The sequence below is a fragment of the Lacibacter sp. genome (assembly GCF_057361365.1).
In genome coordinates, this window is the sequence record NZ_JBMQSG010000022.1 from 144,208 (window position 1) to 157,070 (window position 12,863).

The following is a 12,863-nucleotide window of genomic DNA, read 5'->3' on the forward strand; positions in this document are numbered from 1 at the left end:
TCTAATCGCTTTTCAACTTATGTTATAAAATCTATACAGCTTCTTTCACTGCAATACCGCTTTTTTGCTTCTGACCATTGGTAAGATTTTTAAAGAAATCTACTTTGCCAGTTTCAACATCGTAAACACCACCCACAAGTCCTATCTGGCCTTTCTCAAACATTTCTTTTACAATACTGCTTCCAGTGAGGATTTCTTCAAGACTATTCTCCACGTTTGCATAAGCTACATTATCTCTGAACATATGCGTATGCTCACTAAGCATTGCTTTGCTGATCGATGGCTGAATGCGTTTCAACAATTGTGTAATATGTCCGTCTTCAACACCAGCTTTAGCACTTTTAATTGCACCACATTCCGTATGGCCCAGCACCATTAATACTTTTGAACCAACATACTTTACAGCGTATTCAATGCTTGCAACAATGTCGTTGTTAACGATGTTGCCGGCAATCCTGATGCTGAACAAATCACCGAGGCCCTGGTCGAATATCAACTCAACTGAAGTGCGTGAATCCATGCAACTTAAAATCACTGCAAACGGGTACTGCCCTTCTCTTGTTTGATTGATCAACTCAAGATGATCATGATTCGTTGATAAATTTTCTACGAAACGTTGGTTGCCCTCAACTAAGATTTCATATCCTTGGCTTGGGGTCAGTTTTTCTAAGTATTCTTTCGAATGCTTTCTCATTGTTTATAATTTAAAAGGTGACATCACACGTATACGTATGACAACGAAAATTGTTTAAGTAATGTAAAGGGGAACGGGCCATAAGAGCCCATAATCAATAAAAGAAAAGAATTAAGCAGCGTTTGGAGGAGGAACTAAAAGTTCGCCATGAAAAGCAATATAGTTTCTTGCATTTTCACAAGAACGATATTGTTTGGCCAATGCTAATAAACCATCTTCTTTGTGATGGTCGTGAAGGTGATATTCCTCAGATAGGGAATTGTTTCCAGGGCTTTTTTCTTCGGTTGAATTGCCCAACGGATTAGTACTCTCTTCTTCACTACTTGCAAAAGGTGAGTTGTTGTTGCCTGTTTGCTGTTGCTTTGCAATTTCCTGCTGACCAGCATAAACGAACGGAAGACTGATCGTAAGCCATACCAATGCAGCCATCATAAAAATGGTGGATGCAAGTTGAATGATATTTCTTTTTTTACGGTTCATCTTCATTAAACTGTGTCGCAAGATATGGTTTTGCTGTTTGGAAAACAAGCCACTTATTACTTACGGCCGGCGAAAATAACAACGAATCAACAGCTTTGTTTACTTTTATTGTCATAATTATCTTAAAAAATTTTAACACTTAACCACTCTAGTACACAAACATCTGTTTGTTAATACGGGTAAAATAACTGCTGATATGAAGTCATATGATGTATTGCTAAACGAGAATAAAATGTGGGCCGCCAAGAAAGTAGCTGATGATCCGGACTACTTTAACCGTTTGGCACATTTACAAACTCCCGAGTTTTTATGGATCGGTTGCAGCGACAGTCGTGTGCCGGCAAACGAAATTACCGGCACTGATCCTGGTGAAATATTTGTTCACCGCAACGTGGCAAATCTTGTAATTCACACCGATGTAAACCTGTTAAGTGTTCTTGATTACGCAGTAAATCATTTAAAAGTAAAGCATGTAATTGTTTGCGGACATTATGGTTGCGGAGGTGTAAAGGCGGCCATTACCAATCACGATTTTAAACAAGTGCTGAATATGTGGCTGCGTAATATTAAAGACGTGTATCGTATTCATAGAACGGAGTTAGATCAAATTACAGATGAAACGGCAAAAGCCAACCGACTCACAGAACTAAATGTGCAGGAGCAATTATTTAACCTGGCAAAAACTTCCATAATTCAACGTGCATGGAAACAAGAGCAACGCCCTGATTTGCATGGTTGGGTATATGGGCTTGATAACGGCATCATTAAACCTGTGTTTGAAATGAAGGCAGGTACGCATATTGATGAGTTGTATGAGTATGATGATTTGTGATCATCGCTCATCATTATTGCTCAATCTTAATATTTCTCTTCTTAATATAAGAATGCCAGAGAATCATGGCGGCTATTGTGCGGTAAGGTCGCCATGGTTCAGCAATGCTGAGCATTTCTTCCTTTGTTATTTGTGGATGCAGTTGCTTGTTTTCTTTTAAACTATTCACTAATGCGACATCGCCTAAAGGAAAAAGATCAGTGCGTTGCAATGCATGCATGAGGTAAACATCGGTGGTCCAGTTACCAATTCCTTTAATGGATGTAAGTTGTGTTCTTACTTCTTCATCAGTTAACAGCGTAAACTTTTTTAGCTGAAGTTTTTTTGAAACAACCGCAGTTGCCAATTCTTTTGCATACACTTGTTTCTGCCGTGTGAAGTAACACTCCCTCAACTCTTCATTGCTCATGGCAAGAATTTTTGCAGGCGTGACTATTCCGATTTTTGACTTTAATTTTTTATAGGCTGCATAAGCTGCTGCCAATGACACCTGTTGTTCAAGAATAGTGAGAATGAGTGTTTCAAACCCTTGCTTGCGTGTCCACATGGGAGGATAGCCATGTTGTGTAATAATTGCTTTTAGATGTTTGTCTTTTTTGGAAAGAAGATCGCAGTATGTTTGAAAAGTATCCGCAGAGAACGTTTGAATCATAGCTAAGAAATAAAAAAGAAAAAGAGTAAAAAAGCAATGCGTTCTGTAAATGTATAGATAACTTCTTTTCTCTTTCCACTCCTTTAACTCTTAGTCTTAAATTTTGCAATTGCGTTTTTTGTAAACTCACTCAGCACTAATCGTCCGCTGATTTTTGCACGTTCATTCAACAATTCATCCCAATGTTCTGTTCCCTTCCAGAATATTTTTTTCATTTCGTGCATCGCTTCAGGTGAAGAGTGCGATAATGTATTTGCAAGTTTGGAAATGGACTCGTCCATATCCTCAATGGTAGGATGTAGTTCAGCAAATAAACCTTTACGTTTAGCCCAATCGGCATTTCGCCAGCTGGCAGCATCAATCGCCAATTGTGAAAATGCGGAGCTACCGATCTTACGTTCAACCGCAGGGCCAACTACAAACGGTCCAATGCCAACGGCCAGCTCACTAAGTTTTATATCGGCACCTTCAACAGCAATTGCATAATCAGCAGCGGCAGCAATACCTAAACCTCCACCAACACATTTTCCATGAATACGTGCTATGATCAGTTTCGGACATTTACGCATAGCATTGATCACATGCGCAAAGCCGCTGAAAAACTTCAATCCTTCACTTTCATTTTTTATTGATACCAGTTCATCAAAACTTGCTCCGGCGCAAAATGCTTTTTCGCCTGATGATCTTAGCAAGATCACTAACACATTCGGGTCGTGAGCGAGGTGAGAGATGGTATGTGCCAGTTCGTTTAATAAACTACCGGGTAGCGAATTACTTTGCGGATGATAAAACTCAACAGTTGCAATTCCTTTATGTAATTCTTTTTTTACATATGCTTCACTGATCTGCGTAACCATGATTCATTGATTTTGTCTTATTAAATTACATTTCTCTTTGCACAAATGCAATGCCTGCTACTGCTTTAATTTTTTAACCATCGTTAAAATGGTGGCAACACCGGTTATTTCATTTGTTTCGTCAAAAAACTCCACCAGCCATTTTACAATTCCCTTTTCAATATCGTCGCCACGTTTAAAATCTTCCGGCTTTTCTACAATTCGTTTATCATTTGGCAACTTTTCTTTACAGGTAAAACGGATATATACTTCTGCGCCGGGATAAACTGGTTTTGTAAAACGTAACTCATCAATGCCATAATTCAACAACACAGGATTTATTTCGTAACTATCCACGAACAACCCTGCTGCAATGCTCATGATGAAGTAGCCGTGTGCCACCTGTTGTTCAAACATTGTGCCGCTGAAATCAGTTGTTTTGATATGCGCATAAAAATGATCTCCGCTTAAATCAGCGAAGCGATCAATGTCTTCACTGGTTATGATTCTTTTCTCCGTTGTTATTTGATCACCGATCTGCAGCTCTTCAAAATATTTTTTGAACGGATGATTTCCCGGATCTTTTCCTTTAGCATTAGGCTGATAAACATTTGTAATTACTGTAAGCGTTGTTGGTGAACCTTGAATGGCTGTGCGCTGTAAATAATGTTTCACTCCACGCAAACCGCCCATTTCTTCTCCACCACCGGCACGGCCCGGACCTCCATGCACCAACAATGGTAAAGGTGAACCATGACCTGTACTTTCTTTCGCACATTCATTATTCAACACAAGAATGCGACCGTGATGCGTTGCAGCACCAATTACATATTGTCGTGCAAGTTTGTTATCAGCGGTTACAATAGAAGAACACAAACTTCCCTTTCCTAATTTGCTTAAGGCAATAGCTTCGTCCATTGTTTTGTATGGCATGATCGTACTCACAGGACCGAAAGCTTCCACTTCATGCGCCTCAGTTGCGGCAAAAGGTTTTTCATTCATCAATAATATTGGTGAAAGAAAAGCACCTTTAGTTGCATCTGCATCAACAACATCAACGCTATCTAAACTGCCGTAAACGATTTGTGATGATGCTAATAGTTTCTGAACCTGCTCTCTCACTTCTTTGCGTTGTGTTTCACCAGCCAATGAACCCATCCGTACTTTTTCATTAAGTGGATTGCCAATGGTTGTTTGCGCAAGTGATGTTGCAATGGCTTTCCACAAATCCTCCATCTTATTTTCCGGAACAAATATTCTGCGAATACCCGTGCAACGTTGTCCCGCTTTCAACGTCATTTCTTTGCGAACTTCTTTTACAAAAATGTCCCACTCCGGCATACCGGGATTTACATCATCGCCCAATACAATACAATTGAGTGAATCGGCTTCCATGTTAAATGGTACATTTTCTTTTAGAATGTTCTCCTGGCTCTTCAACATTAAGCCGGTTGATGCGCTGCCGGTAAACGTTACAATATCCTGGCTATTTACATAATTCAAAATATCTCCCGCACTACCACATACCAATTGCAATGCACCTTCGGGTAATATTTTTGAAGAAATGATTTCTCTTACTACTGCTTCCGTCAAATACGATGTGACTGTGGCAGGTTTTACAATGGCGGGAACCCCAGCTAACAAATTCACGGCAATTTTTTCGAGCATGCCCCACACCGGAAAATTGAATGCGTTGATGTGTACTGCTACTCCTTCTTTTGGCGAAAGAATATGTGTACCCATGAACGTATTGTTCTTGCTGAGGTTATGACTTTCACCATCAATACAAATTACATCATCAGGAAATTTTCGACGCAGCGAAGCGTTGGCAAAAAGGTTTCCAATACCGCCTTCAATATCCACCCAGCTATCGGCTTTTGTTGCACCTGTTTTGTAAGAGACTGCATAAAATTTATCAAGATGATTACGCAAATGCAAAGCGAGTGCCTTCAACATATTGCCACGCTCATGAAAGGTCATCTTGCGTAAGGCAGGATTACCAACGTTTCTTCCATATTGAAGAATAGATTGAAAATCTATTCCTTTTGTTGAGGCTGTTGCCACTGGATCGCCGGTAACGGCATTGTATAAAAGCTGACCATCCCCATCGCCGTTGATCCAGCTGCCAGTGATGTAATTACCAAGTTTGTTCATACGTGCTAATAATCGTTAGGTTAACGAAGTTAAGACAGTACAGCTTCTGTAAATTACTGTTGTTGATTTTTTACTGGCTTATAACAAGCCGAACTGGCGAAGATGATGGGTTACATGTTTGTAATGCAAACGAACCCATTCCTCAAAATGCAATTCTCCAAACACGGGATGAACGGCAGTTGCGGCAGGATCAGTTTCATAAAATGCAAAGAAATGATCAACTTCCTTTTCCAATTTTTTAATTGCTTCCTCAACAGAGGGATAGTGAACTGGAAAGGGCTCTTCGCCAATAATGCTTAGAGGGGCTTTGGTGTTTTCCCGGAACTGTTTATCGCTCATTAAAAATTCTTTGAGCTTAGACATATGTTCAGGTGCAGAAACAAGATCGAACTTTATCTTTTGGGTTGATACTTTGAAAAATGCAGTCACATGCTCCACCATTTGCTGGAAATTCATTTTGCCCCATTTGGGTTGAGTAGTTACATCTGCTTTTTGAATCAATGGAATGTATTGCTCTCGTAAAAATTCAAGTTGTTCCTGCATAGATAAATTTTACAGTATAAATGTAGGAGAGTTAGCGTAATAAAAAATCCCGTGCACTTTCGTACACGGGACTGTATTATCAGGATTACATTATTTTATTATCCTAAAGCAACACGCTTAAACTCGGTTACTTTTACATCGCCTGAAGATTTCAGGAAATCACCTACGCTCTTAGAAGCATCTTTTACAAAAGCCTGAGCTAACAATGTTTGTTCTTTAAAGAACGCATTCATTTTACCGTCAGCAATCTTAGCGATCATTTCATCAGGTTTGCCAGCCATCTTAGGATCTTGTTTCATCAATTCAACGATGATGTCTTTTTCACGAGCCACAACATCAGCGGGCACGCTGTCAGCATCAACTGCTACAGGATTCATTGCAGCAATTTGCATTGCCACATCTTTTCCAGCTTCAGCAGCTTCTTTATCTAACCCTACCAATACACCCATACGGTATGCACCATGAATGTAAGATGCAACGTAAGGAGCTTCAATACGTTCAAATTTGCTTACACCAATCTTTTCGCCAATGGAAGCAAGTTTGTCGTTAATAAGATCAGCAACTTTTGCACCATTTACTTCAGCAGCATTCAATTCATCAACAGATTTTACATTGTTTGCTACAGCAGCATCGGCAATTGATTGAGCAAATGCAACGAAGTCTGCATTTTTACTTACGAAATCAGTTTCGCAGCTAATACAAACAACATAACCAATTTTCTTATCGGCACTTGTTTGTGCAATTACCACACCTTCTTTAGCTTCACGGTCGCTACGTTTTGCAGCAACTTTCTGGCCTTGTTTACGCAACCAATCGATCGCTGCTTCAAAATCGCCGTTTGTTTCAGTTAACGCTTTACGGCAATCCATCATACCTGCACCAGTTGCCTGGCGGAGTTTATTAATATCCTGTGCACTAATTGTTACAGTTGACATTGTATAAAATTTGAAAATTTAAAATCGGTTTCATTGTAAAATGCTTTCTGCAAAAGTTCATAACTCAACTTAAGCAGAAAGCATTTTTATTTTATGAGATGGTTATTTCTCAAGACTTACTTTCTGCAGAAATTATCTTGCAGAAGTACGTTTCTGTGTGCTTGGTACACGGCGCTTCGGAGCTCCACCAGGACCACCGGTGTTACCACCAGGACCTCTTCCGGGACCACGGCCACCACGTCCGCCTCTATCGCCACCACGACCACCTTCTTCACCTTCGTCGAACTTAGCACCTTTGTCTTCTACTTCTTCTGTTTCGTCTTCTTCTTTTTCAACCTGGCGCTCTGCTAAACCTTCAGCAATTGCTGCAGTAAGGTATTGAGTGATGATAGCAATTGATTTTGTAGCATCATCGTTACCTGGAATAAAGTAATCTACTTTATTAGGATCGCAGTTTGTATCAACCAAACCAAATGTAGTGATGCCTAAACGTTTTGCTTCAGCCAAACCAATATGTTCGTGACCGATATCAACTAAGAACAAAGCAGCTGGTACACGGCTCATGTTAGCGATACCGCCCAGTACTTTTTCCATTTTTTCTTTATCACGACTTAATTGCAAACGCTCTTTCTTTGTAATGCTGTCGAAAGAACCATCATTCAGCATTTTTTCAATGCTCTGCATTTTCTTCACGCTCTTACGAACAGTATTAAAGTTTGTAAGCATACCACCTAACCAACGGTCCGTTACATAAGGCATGTTTACTTTTTGTGCGCATTCAGTAACTATTTCTTTTGCTTGTTTCTTGGTAGCAACAAACATGATTTTTTTACCGCTGCGTGCCAGCTGTTTCATAGCTGCTGCAGTTTCCTGCAAACCTTCAACAGTTTTGTTGAGGTCGATGATGTGAATACCTTTCTTTTCAGCAAAGATGTAAGGTAACATCTTGGGATTCCACTTCTTCTTCAGGTGACCAAAGTGTACACCCGCTTCGAGTAATTGCTGTTGTAATGAAGTGTTATTTTCCATTGTATTTGTATAATCGTTTTTAATAATTGTTTGGAAACAACCACCGGCCAAAGACCGGTGAGTGTTGTATTAACGTTTAGAGAACTGGTAGCTTCTACGTGCTTTCTTCTTACCAAATTTCTTACGTTCAACACCACGTGGATCACGCTTCAGTAAACCTGCAGCTTTCAACACAGGACGATACTCAGGATTCACTTCAAGCAAAGCACGGGCAATACCCAACTTCACTGCTTCGGCCTGACCTTTAATACCGCCGCCGTTTGCGTTGATCTTCACATCAAACTTATCTAATGACTCGATTGTTTTTAAAGGAGCTTCTACCTGGTTTTGTAAATAAACCAAGCTGAAATATTCTTTATAGTTTTTGTCGTTCACGGTAATGGTTCCGTTACCCTTGCTGATGAACACACGGGTAATGGCTTCTTTACGGCGACCAACTGCGTTTTTTTGCTTTTCCATTTATAAGGAGTTTGAAAAATTTGAAAATGATTAGAACTTCAGTTCTTTAGGTTGTTGTGCAATGTGTGAATGTTTATCGCCAGCATACACAAACAACTTCTTATACATCTGACGGCCCAAGCGGTTTTTTGGAAGCATACCTTTAATAGCACGCTCAACAACTACTTCCGGACGACGACGCAGAAGGTCTTTTGCGATTTCAATTTTCTGACCACCTGGATAACCACTGAAGTTGTGGTATTCTTTGTACTCAACTTTTGTTCCCGTAAACTGAACTTTGTCGGCATTAATTACGATTACATAATCGCCACAGTCAACGTGGGGAGTGTAATAGGCTTTGTTCTTACCACGAAGGATTGCAGCGATCTTTGAACTCATGCGTCCAACGGTTTGATTGGTGCCGTCAACAACGTACCAGTTACGTTGCACAGTAGCCTCGTTCGCATGCTTCGTAGTGAAATGTAGTTTGCTCATTGTATTTTATTTTTTCCACGCCATCCCGTGGAGTTTTTAGAAAATCCGCTTTTTAGAACGGGTTGCAAAGGTAGGCCTGCTTCGCCCAATTGGCCAAAGAAAGTAAGAACTATTTTTACAAGCACTTTTGCAATTAATTGATTTACAGTAAAAATTTTGCACAAAAATTTTAATCCGTGGGTGAAACCGTTATAAAATGGGCAAAAAAAAACCTTGATCCTTTCTTATACAGTGGCATCAAGGGTTTTGAAAAGTTTATTACTGGTTAATTAGCCGTAGGACACTTATAAGAAGTGATGCTGAACGTTATGCCAACAGTTGCCATAATGTACTGATCTCTCGGGCCACTAAAGCCTCTTTGTGTGCCAGCCACGCCAATGGGTGTTCCGGTTTCATAACTTCTATCCTGTAAAAACGACGCAGCCGAACCAACGGGAAACGTTGAAAGACCGGCGTAGGTACCAGACACATCATCAATAAAATCGGTTGTGGTAAAGCGATGGGCAATTTCGAAATTGAGATTGGTTCTATCGGTAAGCGCAAACTTCACACCCACGCCCACGGGAAATGCAAAGGATGTTGTAGAATAAAGTTTACGATCGGGATATGCGGCAGATCCTTGTCCTTCAGTACCCAATGGACGGAGAAAATATTTTGTATCGTTGAGATAGGCATATGGATCGAAATTGAAAACGCCGGCGCCAAAGGTGATATAGGGTGTAAATCGTTCGCCTGGATTAGTTGGGTTGAATTTGAAAAAATTAAAATCGCCCTGCAGCATCAACTCCCACACATTGGTATTAAAGCTGAGGTTTCGGCGCATTTGAAATTCATTCTTCTTTTCATAAACATCGCTGTAGCCCAATTGAGCAAAATTTGCTCCTATGCGCACAGCCACGTAATTATTTATTTGTTTGCGGAAAAAAACGCCACCCGCAAGTTTAGGTCTGTTAAGTTTTTTGCCTGGATTAAGATCGCCGAAATAATGAGCAGCACCCAGCTGAACTCCAAATTCCCCTTCGTGTTTGTAACCGTCATATTGAGCATGTACCAAAAAAGGGGCAACACATAGGGGCAGCAGAATGAGAGAAATAAGTAATGGTTTCATTAGCATTGAGTAATAACGCAAATATCAGGGTTTTCATGTGCCTTGCGACGATGTTTTTATAACTGTGAACTTTTGTTATATAAACTGGTCATATCTGCACATTAGTTACGTCGGTCAAGTCCCCAGGAAAGTTTGTTTCGTAATGTTTGCAGGAAATTGTTTTCGTTCAACCTGATGAGACTTACTGTAAAATCTTCACGCTTCACCGCCAGTTGTATGGTTTTTTGAACAATCTCTTTTCGTGAATCGAGCGTACAAAGGAAGCTATCTGTGCGTCCTTCAATTTCAAAGGAAATAATATTGTTATCCGGCACTACAATAGGTCGCACGTTTAAGTTGTGTGGCGAAACAGGTGTAATTACAAAACTTCCCGAATCAGGAAAAACTACCGGACCGTTACAGCTGAGAGAATAGCCTGTTGAGCCCGTGGGTGTGGCCACTATCAATCCATCGGCCCAGTAACTATTTAAAAATTCACCATTGAGATAAGCGTGAATTTTGATCATGGATGATGTGTCGAGCTTGTGAATAGCAAATTCATTCAGAGCATATGGCGTGTCGCCAAAGAGTGGCATATTGCTATCAAGATGAATTAATGTACGTTCATCTTCAACATATGTGTGATTTTTTAATGATGCAACCACCGTTTCTAATTCTTCACGACCAATGCTTGCTAAAAAACCTAAACGACCGAAATTAATACCGAGCAATGGTATAGGCAATTCTCTCACCATTGTAACAGTGTCGAGTAATGTACCATCGCCTCCAAGGCTGATCATGCATTCAAACGCATCATCTAATTCTTCAGATGAATGAAATAAAGGTGGCTCTTCATCAAAAGGAATTTGATCCTTGATCTGTTCATAAAACCCACGGTAAATATGTGCCCGGATATTATTGGCTTTTAACTCTTTTAATAAACGTTGAATATCTTCTTGCTGATCAGCTTCAAACACCCGGCTGTAGATAGCTACTTTCATATGTTCATTTTTATAGCTGTTTGCCATATGTTATGTTCCATAAAAATTATCATCGTCATTAGTTTAAAATTACCCGGTAATTAATATAGCTCATTTCATGTGTTTACATTAATTGCTATTACTGTTCATAAGAACATTTAACAGCTTGAGAATTTGTTTGTATTAAAGATGTAAACGAAGATTAAAAATCTCTGCGTATGTGTAAAAATAATCCCTTTTCGCCCAACTGGTTAAATGAATATTCAATACGAGCAATAAAATCGTAGTAACTCAACACATCAACCCCTGCGCCATAAGTATAGAGAAAACGATTGTTTAATATGCTGTTAGTATATGCAGGCAAATGACTGGCGCCAATATCGCCATAAACTTTTGCAATAATTTTGAACGGAATTTTCTTATACTTTTCATTCTTAAAGAAGAAAGTGGGCACATTCAGGTTCAATACTTCCTGTCTTAATGTTCCCTTTAGTATTCCGGCTTGCACGCCATCTATTACATAATATTCAAGACCTCTTAAAAACCAATCGCCATAACCCAAAGCACCAATATTATACATCGGCTGCTTAAAAGGAACCTTCACTAAATAATAACCCACTGCTGATGCGGATGTTTTTTTAGCTAACTGGAAAAACTTGCCTGCTTTTCCTGAGAACTGCCATACGTTCATTCCCTTTACGCCCAAACCTCTTTGCATAAACGTTCCGTTGAAAAGAAATCCCTTCCAGGGATACACGATGTTGTTGGCATTATAATATTGGTATGAATACGAAAACTCCCCAAAGGTCTGCCTTGATTTGTTATCGGTAAAATAGGGAAGATATCCCTTGAGTGAATTTGCTGCAATTAGTTTGCTTATGGTATCCGGTATTGATTCGTTTGAATAACTGAGACGAAAAGTATGTCGATGATTTATTCCTTTCCTGATGGTGTATCCCGCTTCCATTTTGAAAGTGGTGCGTACAAATTCATTGATCTGGGAATTACTTACAGGAAAGAATGCCTGCTTGTTGCTGTCTGTTGCAAAAGCCATTTGTCTTGATTGTTTGAAAAACACAGCACCAAGAAAACCTCTCTCCAATTTTTTATCAGCATATGGTTGCTCATAAAAAATGGAATACTCACGGGTGTAACCATTAACAAAATTAAAGTTGAGTTTGTCTCTACGGCCCGAGACGTTATCCCAGTTTAATTTTAATCCATAATTCACACGCTCAAGACTTCTGTTCTGTTCAGTGAGCCATTGGTTAACGTTGCGATCAACCAGTTTAAAATAAGGAAAGGGAAATAGATACCAACGCTCTTTCACTTCAAAAAGAACATCGATATTCTTTTCATCCCAAGCAGTTATTTGGGGTACTACTTCAAGAAATAATTGTGTATTGGAAACATTTAATCTTGCCTGGTCAAACAATTCTTCCATTTGACGGGGCAACATTTTGGATCCTTGCTGAAAAGGCACTTCACGAAGAATAATATATTCCTTGGTTTTTTTGTTGCCTGTTACTGCTAATGATCGTACAACAAATTCCGTTGAATCGGGCAAGCTTTGAATAATCTTTCGAAGCTTTTGTTTTGCTGCATCAATTGTAACGGATGGCTGTGCACAAAGCTGCCCTGCAACCACCTGCAGAATAGCCAGCAGGCAAATAGTATAAATCCACTTTGGCAGCATATAGTTTTCTGT

14 protein-coding genes are annotated in these 12,863 nt (G+C 39.7%); 1 reads left to right on the forward strand and 13 read right to left on the reverse strand.

All coding sequences use genetic code 11. The features are described from left to right. Nucleotides 1–31: 31 nt before the first annotated feature. Both ACO1QW_RS18875 and ACO1QW_RS18880 read right to left on the reverse strand, forming a co-directional pair. A complete protein-coding gene (locus tag ACO1QW_RS18875) occupies nucleotides 32–694 on the reverse strand; it encodes a carbonic anhydrase (protein WP_486260936.1) in 663 nt (220 codons plus the stop codon). 111 nt (nucleotides 695–805) lie between these two features. Beyond that, nucleotides 806–1,174, reverse strand: coding sequence for a hypothetical protein (locus tag ACO1QW_RS18880; RefSeq protein WP_486260937.1), 369 nt, complete (start codon nucleotides 1,172–1,174; stop codon nucleotides 806–808). A gap of 196 nt (nucleotides 1,175–1,370) precedes the next feature. Between ACO1QW_RS18880 and ACO1QW_RS18885 the strand changes: the two genes are divergently transcribed. After that, nucleotides 1,371–2,006 carry a carbonic anhydrase gene (locus tag ACO1QW_RS18885; protein WP_486260938.1) on the forward strand — a complete coding sequence of 212 codons (636 nt, stop codon included), beginning with the start codon at nucleotides 1,371–1,373 and terminating at the stop codon, nucleotides 2,004–2,006. Nucleotides 2,007–2,019: 13 nt separating this feature from the next. Here ACO1QW_RS18885 and ACO1QW_RS18890 read toward each other — a convergent pair whose 3' ends face one another. From ACO1QW_RS18890 to ACO1QW_RS18940, 11 genes are all read right to left on the reverse strand, one after another. Continuing rightward, nucleotides 2,020–2,658: a DNA-3-methyladenine glycosylase family protein gene (locus tag ACO1QW_RS18890; RefSeq protein WP_486260939.1), complete on the reverse strand. Its 639-nt coding sequence runs from the start codon at nucleotides 2,656–2,658 to the stop codon at nucleotides 2,020–2,022. Nucleotides 2,659–2,741: 83 nt separating this feature from the next. Further along, on the reverse strand, nucleotides 2,742–3,515 hold the full coding sequence (locus tag ACO1QW_RS18895; RefSeq protein WP_486260940.1) for an enoyl-CoA hydratase/isomerase family protein: 774 nt from the start codon (nucleotides 3,513–3,515) through the stop codon (nucleotides 2,742–2,744). A 57-nt stretch (nucleotides 3,516–3,572) separates the two neighbouring features. Beyond that, nucleotides 3,573–5,648 (reverse strand): phenylacetic acid degradation bifunctional protein PaaZ, encoded by a 2,076-nt coding sequence (paaZ, locus tag ACO1QW_RS18900; RefSeq protein WP_486260941.1) that lies wholly within the window; start codon nucleotides 5,646–5,648, stop codon nucleotides 3,573–3,575. A 78-nt stretch (nucleotides 5,649–5,726) separates the two neighbouring features. Beyond that, nucleotides 5,727–6,191, reverse strand: a complete 465-nt coding sequence (locus ACO1QW_RS18905) for a DinB family protein (protein ID WP_486260942.1) — start codon at nucleotides 6,189–6,191, stop codon at nucleotides 5,727–5,729. A 98-nt stretch (nucleotides 6,192–6,289) separates the two neighbouring features. Next, nucleotides 6,290–7,126: a translation elongation factor Ts gene (tsf, locus tag ACO1QW_RS18910; protein WP_486260943.1), complete on the reverse strand. Its 837-nt coding sequence runs from the start codon at nucleotides 7,124–7,126 to the stop codon at nucleotides 6,290–6,292. A gap of 132 nt (nucleotides 7,127–7,258) precedes the next feature. Further along, nucleotides 7,259–8,155: a 30S ribosomal protein S2 gene (rpsB, locus tag ACO1QW_RS18915; RefSeq protein ID WP_486260944.1), complete on the reverse strand. Its 897-nt coding sequence runs from the start codon at nucleotides 8,153–8,155 to the stop codon at nucleotides 7,259–7,261. A gap of 69 nt (nucleotides 8,156–8,224) precedes the next feature. Continuing rightward, a complete protein-coding gene (rpsI, locus tag ACO1QW_RS18920) occupies nucleotides 8,225–8,614 on the reverse strand; it encodes a 30S ribosomal protein S9 (protein WP_486260945.1) in 390 nt (129 codons plus the stop codon). Nucleotides 8,615–8,644: 30 nt separating this feature from the next. Then, a complete protein-coding gene (rplM, locus tag ACO1QW_RS18925) occupies nucleotides 8,645–9,088 on the reverse strand; it encodes a 50S ribosomal protein L13 (RefSeq protein ID WP_486260946.1) in 444 nt (147 codons plus the stop codon). A gap of 265 nt (nucleotides 9,089–9,353) precedes the next feature. Next, nucleotides 9,354–10,196: a type IX secretion system protein PorG gene (gene porG / locus ACO1QW_RS18930; RefSeq protein ID WP_486260947.1), complete on the reverse strand. Its 843-nt coding sequence runs from the start codon at nucleotides 10,194–10,196 to the stop codon at nucleotides 9,354–9,356. A 101-nt stretch (nucleotides 10,197–10,297) separates the two neighbouring features. Then, nucleotides 10,298–11,176, reverse strand: coding sequence for an NAD kinase (locus ACO1QW_RS18935; RefSeq protein WP_486260948.1), 879 nt, complete (start codon nucleotides 11,174–11,176; stop codon nucleotides 10,298–10,300). A gap of 181 nt (nucleotides 11,177–11,357) precedes the next feature. After that, on the reverse strand, nucleotides 11,358–12,851 hold the full coding sequence (locus ACO1QW_RS18940) for a POTRA domain-containing protein (RefSeq protein ID WP_486260949.1): 1,494 nt from the start codon (nucleotides 12,849–12,851) through the stop codon (nucleotides 11,358–11,360). Between the last annotated feature and the right edge of the window lie 12 nt (nucleotides 12,852–12,863).

What these genes read in the sequence shown, in the direction of transcription:
- ACO1QW_RS18885 (WP_486260938.1), top strand. Translation starts at nt 1,371, where the DNA reads ATGAAGTCATATGATGTATTGCTAAACGAGAATAAAATGTGGGCCGCC.
- rplM (WP_486260946.1), bottom strand. Translation starts at nt 9,088, where the DNA reads ATGAGCAAACTACATTTCACTACGAAGCATGCGAACGAGGCTACTGTG.
- ACO1QW_RS18880 (WP_486260937.1), bottom strand. Translation starts at nt 1,174, where the DNA reads ATGAACCGTAAAAAAAGAAATATCATTCAACTTGCATCCACCATTTTT.
- tsf (WP_486260943.1), bottom strand. Translation starts at nt 7,126, where the DNA reads ATGTCAACTGTAACAATTAGTGCACAGGATATTAATAAACTCCGCCAG.
- ACO1QW_RS18905 (WP_486260942.1), bottom strand. Translation starts at nt 6,191, where the DNA reads ATGCAGGAACAACTTGAATTTTTACGAGAGCAATACATTCCATTGATT.
- porG (WP_486260947.1), bottom strand. Translation starts at nt 10,196, where the DNA reads ATGAAACCATTACTTATTTCTCTCATTCTGCTGCCCCTATGTGTTGCC.
- rpsB (WP_486260944.1), bottom strand. Translation starts at nt 8,155, where the DNA reads ATGGAAAATAACACTTCATTACAACAGCAATTACTCGAAGCGGGTGTA.
- ACO1QW_RS18875 (WP_486260936.1), bottom strand. Translation starts at nt 694, where the DNA reads ATGAGAAAGCATTCGAAAGAATACTTAGAAAAACTGACCCCAAGCCAA.
- ACO1QW_RS18890 (WP_486260939.1), bottom strand. Translation starts at nt 2,658, where the DNA reads ATGATTCAAACGTTCTCTGCGGATACTTTTCAAACATACTGCGATCTT.
- paaZ (WP_486260941.1), bottom strand. Translation starts at nt 5,648, where the DNA reads ATGAACAAACTTGGTAATTACATCACTGGCAGCTGGATCAACGGCGAT.
- ACO1QW_RS18895 (WP_486260940.1), bottom strand. Translation starts at nt 3,515, where the DNA reads ATGGTTACGCAGATCAGTGAAGCATATGTAAAAAAAGAATTACATAAA.
- ACO1QW_RS18935 (WP_486260948.1), bottom strand. Translation starts at nt 11,176, where the DNA reads ATGAAAGTAGCTATCTACAGCCGGGTGTTTGAAGCTGATCAGCAAGAA.
- rpsI (WP_486260945.1), bottom strand. Translation starts at nt 8,614, where the DNA reads ATGGAAAAGCAAAAAAACGCAGTTGGTCGCCGTAAAGAAGCCATTACC.
- ACO1QW_RS18940 (WP_486260949.1), bottom strand. Translation starts at nt 12,851, where the DNA reads ATGCTGCCAAAGTGGATTTATACTATTTGCCTGCTGGCTATTCTGCAG.